This window comes from Afipia dichlorophenoxyacetatis, from assembly GCF_055386385.1.
In genome coordinates this window covers 5,012,043-5,032,696 of the sequence record NZ_AP029250.1, presented here as the reverse complement: position 1 = coordinate 5,032,696, position 20,654 = coordinate 5,012,043, and the positions used below count along the sequence as shown (strand labels likewise).

General features: G+C 57.4%; 19 protein-coding genes. 7 read left to right on the top strand and 12 right to left on the bottom strand.

The window, feature by feature from the left end; translation table 11 throughout:
• Positions 1-286: 286 nt before the first annotated feature.
• Entirely contained in the window at positions 287-1,765 is a 1,479-nt protein-coding gene (locus tag ACZ5C3_RS23515; protein WP_464033490.1) for a putative bifunctional diguanylate cyclase/phosphodiesterase, read from the bottom strand.
• 160 nt (positions 1,766-1,925) lie between these two features.
• Here ACZ5C3_RS23515 and ACZ5C3_RS23510 point away from each other — a divergent pair, with 160 nt between their 5' ends.
• From ACZ5C3_RS23510 to ACZ5C3_RS23500, 3 genes are all read left to right on the top strand, one after another.
• On the top strand, positions 1,926-2,900 hold the full coding sequence (locus tag ACZ5C3_RS23510; RefSeq protein ID WP_464033488.1) for an AraC-like ligand-binding domain-containing protein: 975 nt from the start codon (positions 1,926-1,928) through the stop codon (positions 2,898-2,900).
• Positions 2,901-3,541: 641 nt separating this feature from the next.
• Positions 3,542-4,375 carry a universal stress protein gene (locus ACZ5C3_RS23505; protein WP_464033486.1) on the top strand — a complete coding sequence of 278 codons (834 nt, stop codon included), beginning with the start codon at positions 3,542-3,544 and terminating at the stop codon, positions 4,373-4,375.
• Between the two features lie 33 nt (positions 4,376-4,408).
• The gene (locus ACZ5C3_RS23500) at positions 4,409-4,846 is read left to right on the top strand and encodes an anthrone oxygenase family protein (protein WP_464033484.1); all 438 of its coding nucleotides are present in this window, start codon (positions 4,409-4,411) and stop codon (positions 4,844-4,846) included.
• Positions 4,847-5,078: 232 nt separating this feature from the next.
• Here the strand turns inward: ACZ5C3_RS23500 and ACZ5C3_RS23495 are convergent, their stop codons facing one another.
• From ACZ5C3_RS23495 to ACZ5C3_RS23455, 9 genes are all read right to left on the bottom strand, one after another.
• Positions 5,079-5,366 (bottom strand): chaperone modulator CbpM, encoded by a 288-nt coding sequence (locus ACZ5C3_RS23495; RefSeq protein WP_464033482.1) that lies wholly within the window; start codon positions 5,364-5,366, stop codon positions 5,079-5,081.
• A 2-nt stretch (positions 5,367-5,368) separates the two neighbouring features.
• On the bottom strand, positions 5,369-6,283 hold the full coding sequence (locus ACZ5C3_RS23490; protein WP_464033480.1) for a DnaJ C-terminal domain-containing protein: 915 nt from the start codon (positions 6,281-6,283) through the stop codon (positions 5,369-5,371).
• 45 nt (positions 6,284-6,328) lie between these two features.
• Positions 6,329-6,868: a nucleotide exchange factor GrpE gene (locus ACZ5C3_RS23485; protein ID WP_464033478.1), complete on the bottom strand. Its 540-nt coding sequence runs from the start codon at positions 6,866-6,868 to the stop codon at positions 6,329-6,331.
• A 47-nt stretch (positions 6,869-6,915) separates the two neighbouring features.
• A complete protein-coding gene (dnaK, locus tag ACZ5C3_RS23480; protein WP_464033476.1) occupies positions 6,916-8,826 on the bottom strand; it encodes a molecular chaperone DnaK in 1,911 nt (636 codons plus the stop codon).
• A gap of 150 nt (positions 8,827-8,976) precedes the next feature.
• Complete coding sequence (locus ACZ5C3_RS23475; protein ID WP_464033474.1) at positions 8,977-9,471, bottom strand: Hsp20/alpha crystallin family protein; 495 nt, start codon at positions 9,469-9,471, stop codon at positions 8,977-8,979.
• A gap of 60 nt (positions 9,472-9,531) precedes the next feature.
• Positions 9,532-10,185, bottom strand: coding sequence for a BON domain-containing protein (locus tag ACZ5C3_RS23470; RefSeq protein WP_464033473.1), 654 nt, complete (start codon positions 10,183-10,185; stop codon positions 9,532-9,534).
• A gap of 197 nt (positions 10,186-10,382) precedes the next feature.
• On the bottom strand, positions 10,383-11,036 hold the full coding sequence (locus ACZ5C3_RS23465; RefSeq protein WP_464033471.1) for a hypothetical protein: 654 nt from the start codon (positions 11,034-11,036) through the stop codon (positions 10,383-10,385).
• Between the two features lie 26 nt (positions 11,037-11,062).
• Complete coding sequence (locus ACZ5C3_RS23460) at positions 11,063-11,536, bottom strand: PRC-barrel domain-containing protein (RefSeq protein ID WP_464033470.1); 474 nt, start codon at positions 11,534-11,536, stop codon at positions 11,063-11,065.
• 617 nt (positions 11,537-12,153) lie between these two features.
• A complete protein-coding gene (locus ACZ5C3_RS23455; RefSeq protein WP_464044314.1) occupies positions 12,154-13,167 on the bottom strand; it encodes an NADP-dependent oxidoreductase in 1,014 nt (337 codons plus the stop codon).
• 758 nt (positions 13,168-13,925) lie between these two features.
• Here ACZ5C3_RS23455 and ACZ5C3_RS23450 point away from each other — a divergent pair.
• The 4 genes from ACZ5C3_RS23450 (at position 13,926) to ACZ5C3_RS23435 (ending at position 17,991) form a co-directional block, all read left to right on the top strand.
• Positions 13,926-15,395: an aldehyde dehydrogenase family protein gene (locus ACZ5C3_RS23450; RefSeq protein ID WP_464044313.1), complete on the top strand. Its 1,470-nt coding sequence runs from the start codon at positions 13,926-13,928 to the stop codon at positions 15,393-15,395.
• Between the two features lie 317 nt (positions 15,396-15,712).
• Positions 15,713-16,021: a UBP-type zinc finger domain-containing protein gene (locus ACZ5C3_RS23445; protein WP_464033465.1), complete on the top strand. Its 309-nt coding sequence runs from the start codon at positions 15,713-15,715 to the stop codon at positions 16,019-16,021.
• Between the two features lie 306 nt (positions 16,022-16,327).
• A complete protein-coding gene (locus tag ACZ5C3_RS23440; RefSeq protein ID WP_464033463.1) occupies positions 16,328-16,753 on the top strand; it encodes a DUF3775 domain-containing protein in 426 nt (141 codons plus the stop codon).
• A gap of 479 nt (positions 16,754-17,232) precedes the next feature.
• Entirely contained in the window at positions 17,233-17,991 is a 759-nt protein-coding gene (locus tag ACZ5C3_RS23435; protein WP_464033461.1) for a helix-turn-helix domain-containing protein, read from the top strand.
• A gap of 44 nt (positions 17,992-18,035) precedes the next feature.
• Here the strand turns inward: ACZ5C3_RS23435 and ACZ5C3_RS23430 are convergent, their stop codons facing one another.
• Positions 18,036-18,650 (bottom strand): response regulator transcription factor, encoded by a 615-nt coding sequence (locus tag ACZ5C3_RS23430; protein WP_464033459.1) that lies wholly within the window; start codon positions 18,648-18,650, stop codon positions 18,036-18,038.
• Positions 18,640-20,355 (bottom strand): PAS domain-containing sensor histidine kinase, encoded by a 1,716-nt coding sequence (locus ACZ5C3_RS23425; RefSeq protein WP_464033457.1) that lies wholly within the window; start codon positions 20,353-20,355, stop codon positions 18,640-18,642. The genes ACZ5C3_RS23430 and ACZ5C3_RS23425 overlap by 11 nt, the downstream gene beginning before the upstream one ends.
• Positions 20,356-20,654: the final 299 nt, after the last annotated feature.

The window sequence follows — 20,654 nt, the reverse complement described above, 5'->3', positions numbered from 1 at the left end:
TGATCGGGCGTGATAAATGCGCGAAACGACGATGCATTCGCGCCAGCTTTGAGCAATAGGCGAAAAGAGTAGTTCGAAGCGATCTGGTAACGCAAACGGATCATCCACCTTCAGCTCGGCTGCGTGCTCAGACGCAGACGTTATTGCACACTGAATTAGAGACGAGCCTGGCACGCGAACCCAGGCCGAGATCAGCGATTCTGTGCAGCGGAAATATTCTTGCATTTGACACCGCGCTCTCTCGTGTCCACGGTCGGCCTTCAACTGCGGCAGCAAACTAGTTTGATTAAGCGGTACGAATTCGTTCCAAGCGCTGGGTGGCTAGGTCAGCGGGTGCAGGCCGCCCGAAGAAGTAGCCTTGCGCCGAGTCGCAACTGATCGCTCTGAGGAACTCTGCTTGCGTTTGCGTTTCCACGCCTTCCGCAACGACGCTCATCGAGAGATTGTGCGCCAAACCGACCATGGCATTGACAATCACTGTGGTGTTGTGCCCCTGACCGAGCTGATCAATAAAGGATCGATCGATCTTAATCGTATCTACTGGAAAATCGCGCAAGTGCGTAAGCGAAGCATATCCAGTTCCAAAATCGTCGAAGGCGATACGGACGCCACCTTGCTTCAAAATTTTGCACGCGTGCAGGACGGCGTCCGTCCCTGTCGACAAGAACACACCCTCAGTGACCTCTACTTCGATCATAGCCGGGTTTAGGTCGCTCTCCGCAATTGCATTCAAGAGGCGGTGTCCCAGCCGGGGATCACGAAACTGGCTCGCTGAGAGATTTACAGCGACGCTGGCGAATGGGACGCTCGCTTTCATCCACCGCCGAGCCTGGTCGATAGCCGATGCAATTACATGATTCCCGATATCTATTGACATTGATGGATCATGAAGTGCCGCCGCGAAGGACTCCGGAGTTAAGATCCGACCGTTCGGCTTCTTCCATCGCAGCAAAGCCTCGAAACCTTTATGTACTTGATCGCCAAGAGCTATCTTCGGCTGGTAATACAGCTCAAACTCGCCAGCGGCCAACGCGTCACACACGTCTCTTAGTACCGCGAGTTTTTCATGACAGTTTGCGAGAAAAGCACGGCGAAAGGTGCGATAACAATTTTTGCCCGCTCGCTTGGCTTCGTCCAGTGCCAGTGATGCGTCGCGAATGAATTCATCTGGATTGAAGCGTTGTCCGTCGCAGCGGATGGCGACGCCTATTGAAGCGGTGAGGCGATGCGTAAGTCGCTTGTAGCGTAACGGTTTGCAAATCGCTTCCTTGATGCGCTCGAGAACGAAGCAGACCGACCGATGAGTGTGCCCCTGAAGAAGGATAGCGAATTCATCTTCGCCCATTCTTGCCAGAAAGCCGATTTCGCCCGCCGCAGACACGAGATGCCGAGCGACCTGTTGCAAGCACACGTCCCCCGCATCGTGACCATGCGTATTATTCACGTCGCGAAAGTCGTCGATATCTAGCAGGATAAGCGCGGACGACTGACCCAGGGCTTCCGCAAAGCGGGCGCTGTCCTGCAGCTTCTCGCGCAGTTCCAACCTACCGGGAAGGCCAGTCAGTCTGTCGACGCCCACACCGAAAACTTGAGAAGTGCGCTTCGTCAACTTATCCGGGCCATTGAAGAGTTCCGGCGTGAGGGTTGGAGCAATGCAGGAAACCGACATCGCTTCGTCCGCCCCGACCATTTGCGGAGCGTCAGGCAGCAACTGGCACCGTGCCCGCACTTGACTCCGTTCGTCTTGACTTGGTCCCTTGATCATTGCAATTCCATCTCCACAGTGTTCAGGCTGTACCCCAGCTTCCGGGGCTGTTCGAACGGCCTCACTTCGGGCGCGGACACGGATTATAAAGAGCGGCCGCGATGTCGGTCGGCTGCTTTGGCGCTGGTAATCGGCCAGTTGATGGTTAAGGAAAACCTGCGTGAAAACTGTGTTCTCGACGAAGCTAGTGCACCCGCGCGATAAGTTCGACTTCTGGCACAGCGTCGCCTGCAAAAATATCGTAGATCACGATTCTCGGCCGGCGAACCGGCTGAGCTTCGAGGCAGAAATCAACACCGGATCTTTTGGGCGATTCGAACTCATACTCTTTCACAATTCCTCGATGCGGGTGTCGCACACCACGCGTCATGTCAGCCACACAAGGTCGGACCATCTTTTCGTTTGTCGACAGACCTCGGGTTCGATTCTTCTTGAGCAGGATACTCGCGAAATCCTACTCGAAGCTGGCGATGTCACCCTCCTGGACCCCTTGCGGCCTTACGATGGAAGATTCTCGGAGTCTTCGACGACGCTCGTGGTCAAGGTCCCGCGCCGCGATTTGGAAGCGCGGATCGGAAAGATCCGAAATATGACGGCGCGGTTGATAAAGCCCATCAGGCTTGAGGATAGTCTTACATCTTCGCTTTCGGCCAAATTGCCTTCGCTTGCCGGAAAAATGAACCCGATAAGCGAAGAGATGGTGGGAAGCCATGCGCTGGACTTGGTGGCCGTATCGCTCGCGATGACAATGGATGATCGGCAACCGCGCGTTTCCTCTGGCAAAGCGCTTATTCTACTTAACATTCAGTCGGTGATCGAAGCCAGGCTAAGCGATCCGACACTTGACGCCCAGACGGTGGCAGGTGCCGCAGGAGTTAGCGTTCGATACGCCAACGACATTCTCGCTGATCACGATACATCCATCATGCGTCTAATACAGGCAAGGCGACTTACCCGCTGCCGGTCTGCGCTCGAAGATCCAAATCAATCACATCGAACTGTTAGCGAAATTGCTTACGGCTGGGGATTTTTCGACATGACCCATTTCGCACGGCGGTTTAAGAAAGCTTATGGAATCTTGCCGAGCGAGTGTCAGGCGCTCGCAAAGCAGGCAAAAGGACGAGAGGAATTTTAATGATTTCTCGCGCCAAAGGGTGAGTGGCGCTTAGTGAAATCGAATTGATCTCAACCCGTAGATGGCGGTCACCGCGAATGCACCGATGTGCGCCCGGCAGCGGAGCCTTGACGTTGATTGCGCGCTTGTTGACGATGGTTGTCGCACTGTGGTCGAAGTTATGACGCTATCCGCGTCCTCGGGAACCGTTTGGCGCCGCCATTGTAGGCCCGTAAACCAGATCGCATTTTGTTCAGTAGCGTGAAATAGCGGGCGGGGCGTCAGTCGAGCCGACAACGTGGCAGAACCTGCCTGACAGCCGTTCAAATGGCGGTATCGGCTGGGTCCTGAAGATCGCTGCAAGCCGATGATCACATTACGGCCTCAACGCCGGGGCTCGGGAAGCTCGCCGTCGCGCGCGGCGAGATCTTGCGGTCTGGAAGGCGAAGGCGGCGGGAGTTTTTCGCGTGGGTGCACAGCCGTCCCTAGCAGCGTCATAAGCGAAGATATATTCGCTTTCCTTTCTTGCTGCGCTGTCGTCGGGGCCCCGACCGGCCGCGTTCGGTCAATTGCAACTGCTTGGGTTGACTGCCGTCAATGTTGATCGCTTCACGATCATCGATAGTGCGCATGAGGATGGGGTCTTCTATCGGAGCCTTTCAATGATCAAGGACATTATCGTCAATCTCGAGCATCAGGTCGCGCGCGATCTGGCCCGCGATTTTGCCATTTCAATTGCGGAGATGTGCGATACCCACATTGCCGGCGTTGCCTTCGCCTATAGCCCTGATTTTCCGGACTACACGATGATGGTGCTTCCGTCCGACATCCTGGAGCAGATGGTCGCAGAGAGCGAAAAGTCCGCACGCGCTGCAATCGAGCGCTTCGATGAGGCAGCCAGACGCAGCCTGATTTCAGCAGAACGCCGACTGCTGAGAACGATTGGAGCGGAGGCGCCCGCGATGCTTTCAATTCTCGCCCGGCGCTTCGATCTCAGCGTGTTCATGCAGTCCGAGCCTGGCCGCGTGGACAACGACGACATGATTGAGACGGCCCTGTTCCAGTCAGGCCGTCCGCTCATTGTGGTCCCCTATATCCAGAGAGACGGGTTGAATCTCGATCGCGTGGTGTGCTGCTGGGATGGCAGCCGCGCGGCAGCGCGCGCTTTCAACGATGCACTTCCGCTGCTTGCCAAGGCAACGTCAGTTCATCTTTTGATCGTGCTTAATGAGAAGACCAACACAGAGAACAAGGAAGTCAGGGGCGTCGAAATAGCAACGCACCTCGCGCGCCATGACGTGAAGGTCCAGATTGAAACCGTTCCGGCCCCTGACATCGACGTTACCAATTCCATCCTCTCCTACGTAGCTGACAATTCCGGGACGCTGGTCGTGATGGGCGGTTACGGTCACGCGAAGCTGCGCGAGGTCATTCTGGGTGGTGTTACCCGCGAAATGCTGAAGTCGATGACGGTGCCGGTGTTCATGTCGCATTGATAGGGCGAACCAACTGCGCCAGGAGTAAGATTGATGCGGCCCGGGCTTTACGCATTTGCCGTCGCCGCCGCCTTCCTCGGCGCCACGATTTACGTCGGCCTTGTCGAGCAACCGGCGCGGCTCAATCTGAATAGCCGTGCGATGATTGAGGAGTGGAGGCTGAGCAACAGGCGCGGAACGCTGGTGCTGTCGGTCCTTGCTGTCCTCTCAGCCGCGATTGCCTACGTCCAGTTCAGGCTGAATGGCGATGTCCGCTGGATAATCGGTGGCATCACGATTCTGGCAACCTGGCCATATGCCTATCTGGTGATGATGCCGTTGAACAGCTGGCTTTTTGCCGTTCAACTCGGAAGGCCGGTCTCGCCGCTGCGCAAGCTGATGCGGGACTGGGGATTCCTGGAATGGGGGCATTCTCTGATCGGATTTGCGGCCTGTTGCGCCTTCGCTTGGGCACTAGAGTTGCCGCCCTAATTGATGGCCCATCAATGCCAATGCCTTTGTGCTTCGGCCGAGCTTAAAGGCGCAGATCAAGGGGGAAGCTTGCGTTCCCTATCCTTGCCACATTTTCCCTGCTGTCGACGAAGTCGCGCGGCAGGCGCTCTCTAGGGCGGCAGGGTGGTGGGCCAAGCAGCAAGAACTAACCAAGGGTTCCGCTCATCGCCATGGTCCGCTACGAAATCCAGCGACGCACCGTCGGCGACCCTCAGGTGCCACCCCTGGTCCGGCCGGAAACTTCCATCGCATGAATATCTCGGACGAGGCAGCGCAGCCCGTGGAGTTGGTCGAGCAGGTGCAGGATGATCGCGATACCCTCGTGGTTGACACCGAAATCGACCTCAAGATCGCGGATCAGCTGCGCACGTGCGAGATCGGCGTCGGAGAACTGAAACACGCTTCCGCTCTCCAGCGGCGCCAGCCATTCCTCTTCGATACAGGCGCTTAATGTCGCGACATCGAGATGCGATCGGCTGACGAATTCTTGGATATCCATCGTCACACTCCCATGGATTGCCGCGGGCTATCCGTCACGGGTCGCCACTGCGCGACAAACTTCTCAAGTTCCGAATCCGGCTTTGGCGGGAGCAACAGCTTCAACGTGACGTACTGATCACCCTTGCTGCCGTCGAGACGCGGCACGCCGCGTCCTTTCAGCCGGAGAATGCGACCAGTGTTCGACCATTTCGGCACTGTCGCCGTGACCGTTCCGCCCCGCGTGGGCACCTTGACCTTAGCGCCCAGTACCGCCTCCTTCAGTGAAATAGGCAAGTCAAGATAGATATCGTCGCCTTTGCGGGTGAAGTAGGGATGCGGCAGGACACTGATCTCAATCAGCGCATCGCCCGGCGGGCCGTCGCCGGCTCCCGGGCGGCCTTTGCCTCTCAGCCGCAGAATCTGACCGTCCCGCGTGCCGGGCGGAATGTTGACGTCCAGTGTGCTGCCGTCGGGGAGAACAAGGGATTGCTTGCCGCCGTTGATTGCATCAAGGAACGAGAGATCGATGTGGTATCGAACATCCTGTCCCCGCCGGCGGCGACCGACGCGACCGTCGCGGCCAAAAATCTCCGAGATGATGTCCTCGGCACCAGCATAGTCGCCGAAGTCGGCAAAGCCTGAGTTGCTGGTGTAGGCCGAGTAACCGCCTTGATCGGCAAAATCCCTGTAGTACTGCCGGCGTGGCCGCTCTGTTCCTGAAGCATCGATCTCGTCGCGGTCGAAGCGGGCCCGCTTTTCGGGATCTTTCAGGAGATCATAGGCTGCCGAAATCTCCTTGAATTTTTCTTCGGCCGTCTTGTTGCCGGGGTTGAGATCTGGGTGCAGCTTTTTTGCCAGTCGACGATAGGCCTTCTGGATTTCGTCCTGCGTAGCTTCCTTTTTTACACCGAGTGTCGTGTAAGGATCGGCGGCCAATGCACACTCCTGTTTGCGCCTCGGCAACGCCGAGCGAATGCGCCATCATTGTTGCGCCGCTTGCGATGGTGGTTCTTGCGATTTCGCTACCACGACCCGCGCGGGCCGCAGCAGGCGGTCGTGAAGCATGTAACCGTTCTCGAGGACCTCGGTGACACTACCGGGGGGCCGTTCGCTGGTGGACGCTTCCATCACCGCTTCATGCTTTCTGGGATCGAACGGCTCGTTAAGGGCCTTTATCTCCTCGACGCCAAAACGATTTAGGATCTGCATCAGTATGCCGTTCGTTGCCGCGACCCCCTCCAGCAATCCTTCCGTGTTGCTCGACCGCGCATTGGCTTCGCCGGCGGCGATGGCGCGGCGTAGATTGTCGACGACCTGCAGCAGTTCGCGGGCGAAGTTCATGATGGCATATTGCCCGGCATCCTGAGCGCGACGCTCGCCCAGACGCCGCGTGTTCTCAGTCTCGGCCAGGGCACGCATCAGCCGCTCGCGCAAGGACGCGATTTCTGATGTCGGATCGTTGTCTTTCCCTTCGCCGAGGGGTGAAGAGTCAATATCGCCATCCGAGATCTTTGTTGCCATGCCAAATCTCCTGGTGTCACTGCTACTTCACGGCCAGAAGCAGGGGTTTAAGTCGCTCTGCCGTCGCGAGGATCAACCTCCTCGAATTCGGCGTCGACCACATCTTCGCCGGAAGAACCACTGCCCGACGATCCCGGCTGCCCGCCTTGCTCTTGCGAGGCGCGACTGATGGCGTTTCCAATTTCGGCTGCTTGCTGCTGCAAGCGTTCCGCTGCCTGACGGATTGCCTGAACGTTATCTGCGGTGAGGGCTTGCCTCGCGTCGGCAATGGCCTGCTCGATCTGCTTCTTGAGGTCGGCCGGAATCTTCCCCTCCGACTCCTTCAGCGCCTTATCGGTGCTGTAGATCACGGCATCCGCCTGATTGCGGGCTTCGACAAGTTCCTTCCGTCGCTTGTCTTCCTCCGCATGAGCTTCGGCCTCCCTGACCATCTTCTGGATATCAGCCTCACTCAATCCGCCAGAGGCCTGGATTCGAATGCTCTGTTCTTTTCCGCTCGCCTTGTCCTTGGCAGAGACGTTGACGATCCCATTGGCGTCGATATCGAAGGTGACCTCGATTTGCGGAACGCCGCGAGGCGCCGGCGGAATCCCGACCAGGTCGAACTGACCGAGCATCTTGTTGTCGGCTGCCATTTCCCGCTCGCCTTGAAAGACGCGGATAGTGACCGCGGTCTGATTGTCTTCTGCTGTCGAAAACACCTGACTCTTTTTGGTAGGTATGGTGGTGTTGCGATCGATCAGCTTTGTCATGACGCCGCCGAGAGTCTCGATTCCGAGCGACAACGGGGTGACATCGAGCAACAAGACGTCCTTGACGTCTCCCTGCAGCACGCCGGCCTGGATCGCTGCGCCGATTGCTACCACTTCGTCGGGATTGACGCCCTTGTGGGGCTCGCGCCCGAATAATTTTTGCACGGTTTCCTGGACCTTCGGCATGCGCGTCTGGCCGCCGACCAATACGACCTCATTGATATCGGAGGCCTGCAGGTTTGCATCCTTCAGTGCCGCCTTGCAGGGTCCAATCGTACGCTCGATCAAATCATCGACGAGGGCTTCCAGCTTGGCGCGCGACAGTTTGATGTTGAGGTGCTTTGGCCCGTTCTGGTCCGCCGTTATGAACGGTAGATTGACGTCAGTTTGAGACGCACTTGAAAGCTCGATCTTGGCTTTCTCGGCAGCATCCTTGAGTCGCTGCAGCGCCAGGCGATCCTTGCGCAGGTCGATACCTTGCTCCTTGCGGAATTCATCGGCCAGATAATCCATGATCCGCTTGTCGAAATCCTCGCCGCCGAGGAATGTATCGCCGTTGGTTGCCTTGACTTCGAACACGCCATCGCCGATCTCGAGAATCGAGATATCAAACGTGCCTCCGCCGAGATCGTAAACCGCGACCTTGCCGCTGCCTTTCTTGTCGAGTCCGTATGCCAACGCAGCCGCGGTGGGTTCGTTGATGATGCGTAGAACCTCAAGCCCCGCAATGCGGCCTGCGTCCTTGGTTGCTTGGCGCTGGGCATCGTTGAAATAGGCCGGCACGGTGATCACAGCCTGCGTTACCTTGCTGCCGAGATTGGCTTCCGCGGTTTCCTTCATCTTAGTGAGAATGAAGGCGCTGACCTGGCTCGGACTGTAATTCTTGCCTTTGATCTCGACCCACGCGTCCCCGTTGTCGCCGCGCACGATATGGTAAGGAACCATCGTTTTGTCTTTTTCGGTGATCGGGTCGTCATAACGCCGGCCGATTAACCGCTTGATGGCGTAAACCGTATTCTCCGGATTGGTAATACTCTGCCGCTTGGCCGGCTGTCCGACCAGGACTTCACCATCATCGGTGAAGGCGACCATGGACGGCGTGGTGCGAGCGCCCTCGGCATTTTCGATTACTCTGGCCTTGCTTCCTTCCATCACGGCAACGCAAGAATTCGTTGTTCCAAGATCAATACCAATTGCTTTCGCCATGATCAGACTCCTTGACTTGAGGTGTATCGGGCGCGTCGCACTGCTTGCCCGTCGGAGCGCGCTGCAATGGGCTGTCTTCGGTGGCGCGCGGGACACGTGGGCCAGGCCTGGAGGAGAAGGCCGCCTACGTGTCCGTCACGCTCGGGCATCTCAAGCAGCTTTTTTCTCCGACCCGGAAGGTTCCTTGACCTCGATCTTCTTCGGCTCGGGTTTGGCCGGCTTTGGAATGGTGAGCTTCAGAACTCCGTTGGCCATCGTTGCCTGGACGCTTGACGGGTCGATGCCCGGAGGCATCTGCAGCACGCGCATGAACACACCATAGGTGCGCTCGCTGTGCTGGACATTTTTGTCCTTCTGGTTTTCTTCGACCTTCTTCTCGCCGCGGATGGTAAGCATGTCATCCTCGATCGATATCTCGACATCCTTTCGCTCAAGCCCCGGCATCTCTGCTGTGACTTCGATGGCCTTGTCGGTCTCGGAGATTTCGATGTTGGGAAGAATCGATTTCGTGACGTCGGCCGGCACCATTCCTTGCGCGAAGTCGCTGAAAAGCCGATCGATCTCCCGATGCAAACCGAAAAGTCCGAAATCCGGCCGCACTAGTGCGCCGGCGTCGCGGGATGGAACGAGTGACCTCAACATCATGGCATTCTCTCCTCTGGTTCGATGGGATGATTGAGTAGACATGAAGAGCGGACGGCCTTCCTACGGGCTGACTACTATCCGATCATCGACGAAGGTAATGCCCGGCGCAGACCATGCGACACGTTCAGCTTCCTGGCGTTCAATCCATGAGCGAACGGTGCCTTTTAAGATCACCTCGCTGCCGTGGGTTTCGATCGTGATGCGATTGGCATCAACCTCGGCATTCCGCTTGAACGCGTCCAGGATCTTACGTTGAATATCGGCGGCCTCGACCTTGGGCTTCACCGAGATGGTGTTGGTCACGCCTTTAACCCCTCTTACGCGTCGCGCGGCATTTTCGGCGGTGGTTCGCTGATATTGCCATTCCACTTCGCCTTCGAGAGTCAACCAGCCGTCCTTGACAATGACCTTAATGCTGTCGTGCGAAATTGGTAGTTGCTCCTTCAGATTAGCAATCACATCGCGCGCGATGTCCGGATCGGGCCGTTGATCGATCGACGGTAGCCGGACCACGATGTCATTCGCGATGGCGCGCACACCCGCGACGCGCTTCGCCGCGGACTCGGCTTCCAGCCGGTCACTGTAACTCTTGGTGAACCCGGCCAATGTGACGACGCCATCCTTCACTGTTATGGCGATATCCTCTGCATCAAGGTCGGGATCCCACTTTAACTCTTCGCGAACGTCGTGCTCTATTTCACTGTCGGATTTCATGCTCGGCTCCTGGTCTGTACAAAAGTGCATTCGTGAAGTTGGTTCTCATTCTACCGATCATGCCAATTCTAAGGGGCGATGCATGTCTGGCCATGACGCTCATCAACTTCCGCCGCAGCTTTCTGGGTCGTGGCCCACGCTCGAGGCACGAGCCCGCTGGTCGAAAGTCGGCCCCAGTCGCTCCTGTCGAGGGTTGTTTAGGGGTGCCCTAGCCGTTCGTCGCCAAGCCATGGATCGGGGCGCAGCGAATGGAGCGGCAGATCCTCCGTCCGCTTTGTCAGTTCGATCTCATGGATGTGAACGGCTTGGCCGCCGTGCCGAATCAGGATTTCTTGCGCTTGCGCTTCCTGCTCCGGCGACCGAACCCGCACCCAGATCAACAGGCCCTGATATTCGGAAGCAGGCTCCAGGCCCCGCACGCGATCGCGGTGAAAGCGGCGATTCACGATTGGCAACGTAACGCCACCTGCAACCAGTCCACACAGAACCGAGACAGCACCAACCGAAAGAGGACTCATATCTTGAGCGACGAGAAGAAACGCCATGCCAGTAGCGACCACGCAACCGACAACGCTGGCGATGACCATCTTCGTTACCCGCACGTCGTCTTCTTCCAGGAAGGGTTGGCGTGGGGTCAGCGGAATATCTGCAAGGTCTGCCGGAGGAACCGGCACATAGTTCATGCGGCGGTCCACCTCGTCGACCGAGGCGCTGACATCGAGATCTGCACGATCTATTCCGGCAACCAGAAGATCCTCCGCGGCTGCGGCGAGCGCCTTCCGTGAATGGAAGACGCCCGTGACCTCGCGCGTGCGCATCCGGTCAAGGATATCGTCTGACGACGTCTGCATACGACATTTCCGAACAGCGGTTTCGATTATGCCGGATAGTTAAACTCCGACAGTTTCTTCAATTCGTCCTTCGACGCGCCCGGAAGAGTGATCTTTTGACCGTGCTCATCGATGACGAGGCTCTCATAGGGCACCACGACGAGGCGTCCACCCAGGCCTAGAAAGCCGCCGACCTGCAACACAGCAAAGCTGAGCTGCTTTTTGTCCTTGTCCGCAATGATGTCATCCAGCGTTCCGATCTTCTCATTCTTATCGTTGATGACGGAGCTGCCGATCAACTTGCTCATCCGGTAGCCCTTCGCCACCACCGAAAGATCCACTTTGACGAGGGCGACGCCCGCCTGTGGTGACGCCGGACCAGTGGCAAGGACGATCGCAAGCGCAGTCCAGATCATCCAGCCGGACGAGCGTCGCATTGTCGCTCGTCCGAGGCCCTTTGCCAGGGCCCTTGTTCCTGCACCGGCTTGCGGTAGCGTATAGAATCCTGGGAAGGCCGCCATGGCTCTCTCCTGAGGTGTTAATCGGAGTTTCGAGGATTATCCCCAGCGCTCGAAGCAGCACTGACCGTTGTCAATTCGCCAGAGTTTTTTCAGCCGAAGAATTGGTGGATGATGCTCAGCCTCTTCTGCAGGCGCATCACGCGCTGATATCGGCAGCGTGCCCCACGTGAGGGGCATAATGCTCCCGCCGTCGAGCCGTGATGAAGAATCTCGTGGTGTCGTGGACGTCAGCAAGCGTGATCGGTCAACGCCGGTCAGGGAAGCTGATCATTGTGCGTGATCGACGTTTTTACTATTCAATCGGCCCCAATCTTGTGCGGCCATCAAGGCAATCGCCGACGATACCGCGCTCGCAAGCTGTACCGTCTCGCGGGTTGGAAACGGTGAGCCGTGCGTGCTTGCTTATCTGATATAGCGGGGTGTCAGCATCTTTGCAGGCAAGCGGACGATCAAAATTGTGAACCGTAGTCCGCGGGAAATAGAATCGCTTCGTCGATTTCAATTGGTTGGGATCCTGACGTTTCGCTTAACCGCTGAGAGAATCTCGTGCCGTGCAATCGCCGTGGGTGAAATATTTCTGGCAGGCGAATTTGGGCCGCGCCTCCTAGCGATAGGCATTAGGAGGCGTGTACGGATAGGATGATTTTTCCAACCACTTTCCCCTCGGAAAGTCGCTCGTGCGCTTTATGTGCGTGAGCGAGGGAATAGCATTCCGCGATAACAACCTTGAGCTTGGCAGCCTGCACTGCCGCATTGAGACGTTCAAACTCGCGAACGCCGGAGATGCCGTCGTAGCGGATCCATTCCATACCCCGGCGTTTCTTCGGCGCGGGCTCGATGCCATTCGGATGCGCCAGCCGGCCACCGGGCCGAAGCACATTGATGCATTTTTCTAGCGCGTCGCCGCCGGCGAGCGCCAGTATGGCATCGACGCCGTCGGGAGCGAAGCGTCGCGCCTTGTCGTCGATATCGCCCCGCTTGCCGTCGACAGTCACATGGGCACCCATCTCCCGCACCAATTCTACGCCTTCCAAGCCGGATGCCGTTGCGAACACTCGGGCGCCGCGAAATCTTGCAAATTGCACTGCAAGCGTCCCGACACCGCCCGAAGCACCGTGAATGATGATGGTTTCGCCCCTTTTTAGCTTCAGTGCGTCGTCTATCCCTTGGAGTGCCGTCAGTCCCGTGATCGGGATCGCGCCGGCGTGTCGCAAGTCAAGCCGCTTTGGGATTGGCGCGACCTTGTCGGCGGGCACGACGACATATTCAGCGTAGAAGCCGCCTTTCGGGTTTTCCCAATTGTAGGAATAAACGTTGTCGCCGACTTTCAGCCGCCGCACCCGCGATCCGATAGCGACGACAACGCCAGAGCCGTCGTAGCCGAGCACCAGCGGAAAATGCGGCTTGCGGGGCTTGTAATACCCATCGCGGACGTCGGCGTCCCACGGGCCGATGCCGGCAGTGTCGACGGCGATCATGACTTCACCTGCATCCAACGGCGGCACTGGTAAAGCATGACCGGTGATCACCTCCGGCCCGCCGAATCGGTCGATGGCTGCGGCGAACATGGTGCGGGGGACATGCATCATGCGGTGCTGGGGAAGCGAGGCATTGCGGGTACGATCGAGCATGATGGCTATCTCGTTGCGTGGTATCCGCCTGCATGGACGAGATTGCCGGCCGCGACGATGACGTCGGTCAATTTCGTAGAGCAAATGCGAGAGCCGCCGGACGATCTCCTCGATACGCAGGACGTGCGAGCGATCGGCAGCATATTATCTCTTCGAGCGCCAGCGCCGGGTTCCCATCGGTGCAATCCAAAGCCTGCCGGCTGAAACGATACCCTCGCTTATAGCTTTGGGGGATGCTGTGGCGCCCTTTCGTTCTAAAGGCGTCAGAAGTTGACGTCAGTCAAGGCGGGTATCTGTTCCGCATCCTAGCATTCAGCGGGTCTACGGTAGAAGGATCGAGCAGTGGATGTTGGTTTAGCAGACTAGGCAAACCTGCGGACGCCAATGATGCTGAACCTGCATAAGAGGGATCATCGCATCACTATCTATGATCGCACGGGCGCTAAGCGGAAGCACAGCATTGAATGGCGCAAAGGTGGTGGGGCGGTGTCGCCAGGCAATGGTGATGCCGTCCGAGTTGGGCGGCGCCCCGCGCGAAGGGCAGGCAGACTACAATCCAGTCCTGAATAGGTAAGAGACGACAATTTAGCTTGTGTTCCAATTGCAGGGCATCTCGCGAAGCTAAGATTCTCGCAAGAGAAGGAGGTAGAGACGTGATTGCACGCACCGTTAAACGCCATGCCGACCGACGGGAGCCAACAGCGCAAGCTTCCCAGAAAATCCAATTTACCCAACCGACTTCATATGACGGATTCGACTTGCTGCCGCTTGGAGGCGAGTGGAAGCGTGGCAAATCCCAGAGCAGGTTGGTTGATAAGAATCCATATAACGGCAAGATTCTTCTTGAGATCGCACATGCCGATCGAAGCGACCTTGACGCTGCCTATGCGGCGGCCACCAAGGCGCAAGCGGCGTGGGCCGCATCGGCGCCGGCCTTGCGAGAGATTGTGCTGTTGCGGGCAGCGGAGGTCATGACCGCACGGCGAGCAGAGATCGTCGACTGGCTGATCAAGGAATCAGGCAGTACGCGGCTCAAGGCAAACCTTGAATGGGAAATCACCCACGCGGTCATGCTATGGGCGGCTTCGGTACCGCGTGCGGTCGAAAGCCAAATCATTCAGTCTGACATTGCCGGAAAGGAAAATCAGGTTCGGCGTAAGCCAGTCGGCGTGGTCGGTGTCATCAGCCCCTGGAACTGGCCACTTCATCTGAGCAATAGGACTGTTGCCCCGGCGTTGGCGGTCGGAAACGCTGTGGTGGTGAAGCCGGCAACCGACACGCCCGTAACCGGTGGACTTTTGCTCGCCAAAATCTTTGAGGAAGCCGGCCTGCCGCCCGGTCTACTTAGCGTCGTGGTCGCCAGCGGCAGCGAAATCGGCGAAGCATTTGTGAGCCATCCGACTCCACGCGTGATTTCGTTTACGGGCTCGACACCGGTCGGCCGCTTCATCGCCGAACGCGCGGCCAAGGCGCCGATCATCAAGCGAGTCGACCTCGAGCTCGGTGGCAATGCACCATTCGTTGTACTTGATGATGCGGACTTGGACCAGGCGGTGGAAGCTGCTGTCTTTGGCAAGTTCTTGCACCAAGGACAGATTTGCATCGCCATCAATCGCATCATCGTCGACAGCGCAGTGTATCACCTCTTCGTAGATCGCTTTGTCGAGCGGGTAAGGACAATCAAGGCCGGCGATCCCGACGATGGCGAAACGATGGTCGGGCCTATCATCAATGACGCGCAATTGAATAAGATCACAGACCGTATTCGGCGCGCGCACGAAGCGGGCGCCAAGCAACTACTTGGAGACGAACCGCAAGGATTGGTGCTTCCACCTCACGTTTTCGTAAATGTCTCCGGTGAGATGGAACTCGCGAAAGAGGAAATCTTCGGTCCGGTGGCGCCGATTCTCCGCGTCGATGGAGCCGAACAGGCCTTGGCTGTCGCCAACGACACGAGCTTCGGGTTGTCGGGTGCCGTGTTCACGCGCGATCTCGATCGCGGCGCGCACTTTGCCCAGCGGATGCAGGTAGGCATGGCCCATCTCAATGACCATCCCGTAATCGACGTTCCGACTTGTCCATTCGGCGGCGAGAAGAACTCGGGAATAGGCAGATTTAACGGGCGATGGGCGATAGAGGCTTTCACAACCGATCAATGGTTGACCATCCAGCATGCGCCCAGAGGTTTGCCCTGGAATGCCAAGGCCGTGCAGGGGCCGTGGTCGTAAAGGCCGGGTTCCACGCGTGCAAGGAAACGACGCCAAAGACGCAGGCGCCTTTGATACCTCTCAAAGCATGGCAGCCTGGTTTAGATTTCGCAATCCGGTCGAGCAAACCGACAGAAGCTCCTAAGAGGTTCGACATTTGCTGCTCCTGAGCGCCATTCCCTCGGAAAGAAAAATCCGGACGGCCCTTTTGATCAGTTCAAGCGGGACGCTTCACCGATGAGGCGGCTCGGCAGTGATCACTTGTCGTTTTGCGTCTTGACGGGTGTCAATTTCGCCCGGAGCGCATTCCAATATGCTATTCTGATCGAGAGGCGAGCATGGCGATACTCTGCCGACATCTGGCGACAATCCGCGACGTTGTTCCGAGCGCCCTCGGCTGTGAGGAATGCCTGAAGATGGGTTCTCCATGGGTGCATCTGCGCGTCTGTAGGAGATGCGGGCATGTTGGCTGCTGCGATGAATCGCCCAATCGGCATGCGACCAAACATTTTCGCGCGACCGGCCATCCAATCATCGAAGGCTATGATCCGCCGGAGGGATGGGGCTGGTGCTACGTCGACGAGATTATGTTCGATCTTTCGGACCGGCCGACGCCGCACCTCGGACCGATTCCGCGATACTATTAAGGCCCGGCGCCGAACGCGACGCAGCCACCGCTCTTACCTTGCGAGATTTTCACCATTTCACACTCGCACGAAATCCGCGTAAGACTGCCGAACAGCGTCCGTTGGCGACCATTTCGATTAGTCACTCGACCCAGCCGACGAAAACATCTGCGGCAGCTGCCCGATCCGGTCAACCGATCGCAATAGCTGATGGTCGGAATATCGAGCCGAGCGAGCCGGCGAGCTGCGGATTTGTGCGGCTTGGTGCAACGGATCGTCTTGCCGCTTGGCGCGTTGACCGGAACACGCGCAGGTAAGGAGCAGCCGATGCCCGAACTAGCCGTTTCGCGCGAAAAGGTCAGCTTTCTGATTGAAAAAGCGCAAGAGTTTGATGTCAAGGATTTACCGGCCGATGAGGAGACCGGATCGAATCCTTCTGACGATGCTGAAGTCGACATATTGCAAGACGATGGCAGCGACTCTGTCGCTGATGAGATGTCGAGCTTCATCAGGGCCATGAACGAGGACGAACAGATCGACCTCGTCGCGCTGATGTGGCTCGGACGGGGCGATGGCGCGGTCGATGAGTGGGAGGACCTGCGTAGCCGGGCAGCTGAACGACGGAACGGATACCGCCACCCGCGTAGAGAAACCGTGCGTTACCTGCTCGGCGAGCCGCTGTTGGGCGATTTCCTGGCCGAGGGTCTCGACAAGTTCGGAATATCTTGGGTCGATGAGGTGCCCACGCCCTGATCGACGATGAGCGCCTTCCTGAGCACGTCTGCATACGTTTCCCAGCGGAGGTTTCGATTATGCCGGATAGTTAAACTCCGTTCTTCAATTCGTCCTTCGACGCGCCGGACTTTTGTTAGCGAAGGATCGATGATGCTCAGTCTCTTCTGCAGGCGCATCACGCGCCGGTATCGGCGGCCGGGTGGGCGCGAGGACTGACCGCGATCGATGAGCAACACTTGCACGTAATGACACCTTGCCGGTCAAGGACGAACAGCGCCCGTTGGATACATCTTCACCCCTCCTTGAGAAGTCTAAGCAGCGGGAAGTGTATTTGACGGTCACTGGTAAAAACGGGATGGCACCACACCCGGTCGACCAACGGTGCGTATTGAGTTGCGGTCATTCAACTATCGCGGAGACGTCGTTGATCTTCAAGTCGAGGCCCTCCGAGACAGCTGCATTACGTACTTTTACGGTACGTGACTCGTCAGATTTCTTTGAACATTCTTGCCCAGCGACCGTTCACCTTTTTGGGGATTGCGTCCATCGAACAGGGTGAGATAATGAAAACAAGGGCACATGCGGCAGAGTACTATCGGCGAATGCTTTTGGCGCAACCGCATGCGCTGAAGCGTCTTGATATGTTTGCCAAGTTTATGATCTGCGGACGGGGCCAGGAAATTCCCAATGATCCGGGGCCTGCTGGGCATTGGTACTACGTTATTACTGGCGCGGTCCGGCGTTGTGCCGTGCGATCGGACGGGCGGCGGCAGATCTTGGACTTGATGCTGCCGCGCGATTTCTTCTTTGTTTCGGGCAGTCAAAATGAAGCGACGATCGAGGCGATCGCCGACGAGACCGCGCTCGCAAGCTATCCCGGCCCGCGGGTTGATCTGCTGGCCGAGCGTGAAGTTGGATTTGGCCGGGAACTGCGGGAGGTCGCGTTCCAATCTCTCCTGCGATCAGAAACTCAACTGCTGATCGTGGGCCGGGTCACCGCACAGGAGAAGGTCGGCTCCTTTTTGCTGTGGCTGGACGGACGCGCCTCGGACAAAGGCGGGCAGGTCGTATTGCCGGTCTCGCGCTACGACATCGCCGACTATCTCGCAATTTCGGTGGAAACAGTTTGCCGTGCGCTCACTGACCTGAAACAGCGGGGCGTCATCACCTTCGCTGGCAAGCGGACGATCAAAATCCTGAACCGTAATGCACTGGAAGACCGCGTGAGCGAAAGCTCGATGGCGGTGGCAGCCTGAGCTCCGAACCTGTGTCTTCTCCAAATACCGCAATTTTCTGCGGATCAGCCAGTCACAAGCCTCGCCATGACGCCGAGCCGGATGGCTTCTGAAAGCTGGCGTACTCCAAGCCGATCCATCATGCGCGCGCGATGTACCTCAACGGTGCGTACACTGAGGCCGAGTTCGTAGGCAATTACCTTGTTGGGACGACCGGACATCAACCCGTCAAAAACGTCCCGCTCGCGTGCGCTGAGGCTTGCTACCCGCCGGACCGCATCGGCGGCATCGCGATTGCGCGCGATCCGGTGTTCTTGATTGAGTGTCGCCTCGATCGCCCCAAGCAACGCATGATCGCTGCATGGTTTTTCTAAGAAGTCGCTGGCGCCAGCCTTCATCGCTCGGACTGCCGTTTGGACGTCACCTTGGGCGGTGACGATAATGACCGGCAGGTCACCCCGCATCCGGGCCAATTGCGCCTGGACTTGCAGCCCGTCCCAGCCTGGCAGACGGACGTCCAGCAGCACGCATCCCCGTTTGAACCGCGTGGCGGCTGCCAAAAAATCGTCGGCTCGCTCGAAGGTAACCGGTTCGAAATTGGCTGAACCCAATAAGCGTTCTAGTGAACGAAGCACGGCTTCGTCGTCATCCAGAACGTAGACGGTTCGTTCAACTAACATCGCCCCCACCACCATCGGTCGGAAGGGTGAAGCGGAAGCAGCTGCCGCCGCTTGCTTTTGACTCTGCCGACAACTGTCCGCCATGCGTCTCGATAATCGAGCGTGAAATGGATAGGCCAAGTCCCATCCCATTGTGCTTGCTTGAAACGAACGGCTGGAAAAGCCGGCAGGCCATATCTTCGCTAATTCCGGGGCCGACGTCAGCGACTGTAACCTCGATCATCCTATCGCCTATCAGTTTTGTCGCTATAGTGATTTCGTGCTGTTCCTGATCTGCCATCGATTCAAGCGCATTGCGAATGAGATTGATCAGGACCTGTTGGATTTGAACCCGATTTACAAATGCGTGCGTAGCTCTAGCGTCTAATACAATCCTGAGGGTTGCCGCGAGCGGAGCGACACTGCTCAACGCAAGGGCGACGGCTTCCTCAATTATCGAGGACAAGACTTCTATTCGTCGTTCCTTCTCATCTGGTCTGACAAACTGGCGGAGCCCCCGGATGATTTCGCTTGCTCGGAGCGCCTCGGCAGCCGCTTCTCTGGCAACGTCTCGTGCTATCGCGAGGCTGGCGCGGTCCTTACGAGCCAAGAGCCGTTGTGTCGCATTCATCGAGTTGATGATGGATGTGAGCGGCTGTGTGAGTTCGTGGGCAATCGATGCAGCCATCTGGGCTGCTGTGACGTGCGCGCTATGAAAAAGCGCATCGTGCAATTCCCGGAAGCGGAAATCGGATTGCTCGCGTCCGACGTTTTCCGTCACGAGTTTTTTCTTTACCTTGGTCAGTTCGATTATTCGCTGCTCCATGCGTCGTTCGAGAGTTTCGTTAGGGTGATGCAGTTCTGCCTCGGCAAGCTTCTGCGAGCTAAGACCGCGGCCAACGGTTGCGACACTCATCGGTTGTTCGGTTCGCGGATCGTCGATCCTGAAGCAATCCAAAAGGAAGGGGACGGCAATTCCGGATCCGAAGTGGATAAGATCGAGTGCTCCTTTCCATCGGCCCGTACGCAGCACCAGGGGCCAAATCTTTTTCCGCACGACCTGCCGGCTTTCCCGCGATACGAGGTCGAGCATGCGAAATCGCAGTGCATCGTCGAGCGTGGCAAGACCCATTGATTGCAGGCCAGCCGGGTTCACGTATTGAATATTACCGCTCAACGAAGCAATGCCTATAAAATCGGTCGATTGCCGCGCCAACGTGACGAATCGTCTCTTATCCACGTCGTCTAACCAATGCTGGAAAGCGACTGCCGCCTGATTTGCCCCGGTAGTTAGCAGCAGCCGTTCCGTTTTGGTTGGAAACTCTTCGCGAAAGGAGCCGGCAGCGATCACGGCATTCTCCCGCAGCCCGACTGGTGCGATTGCTACGTGCAGGTTATGGCCGCTAGATCCGTTGGCGACGGTAAACCCTTGATTGTCGCTAAATATCGCTGATTCACGTTTTAGCATGGTCCTTACATAATCCAGACTTGCAGAGCCTAAGTCAGGATCGCTGCGAAGCAACTCAGTGGGTTGGTTGTCTTGGTTCGGGAGGATAACGAGGACAAAGTCAGCAGCAAGCATCGTGAATAATGCGCCGGCGATGTTGTCCGCGATCCGCCGCAAATCGTAGTTTCGCAACGCCTTGGGAAGCGTCAAAAGGGCGATAACGTCGCGCATACATCGCCGCAACTCGTCAGGATCTGAAAGGGGATCGGTCCACGGCATTACTCGTGCCTTGCGTTACTTCGCAATGACCCGAACAAATTTGATACCTATCTTCAGAGGTCAGCAACCCTAAATCATAAGCAATTGCGCTGCCCCCGAGTACAACCAGGTAGAGAAGGTTCAAGCGGAAACGATCAGAGGCTGCCGACCGCTTGAAAAGAGAATCGTCGAAACATTGGGTCAGTCAGCGATTCTTGTTTTGGGCAAGATTGGGTTTTTCTGTCGGCGCGGGACGCCAACACGGGTTACTTGCCGGAACCGTTTCGACTAGCTCAGGAAGAGTTCATCATCGATCGCAG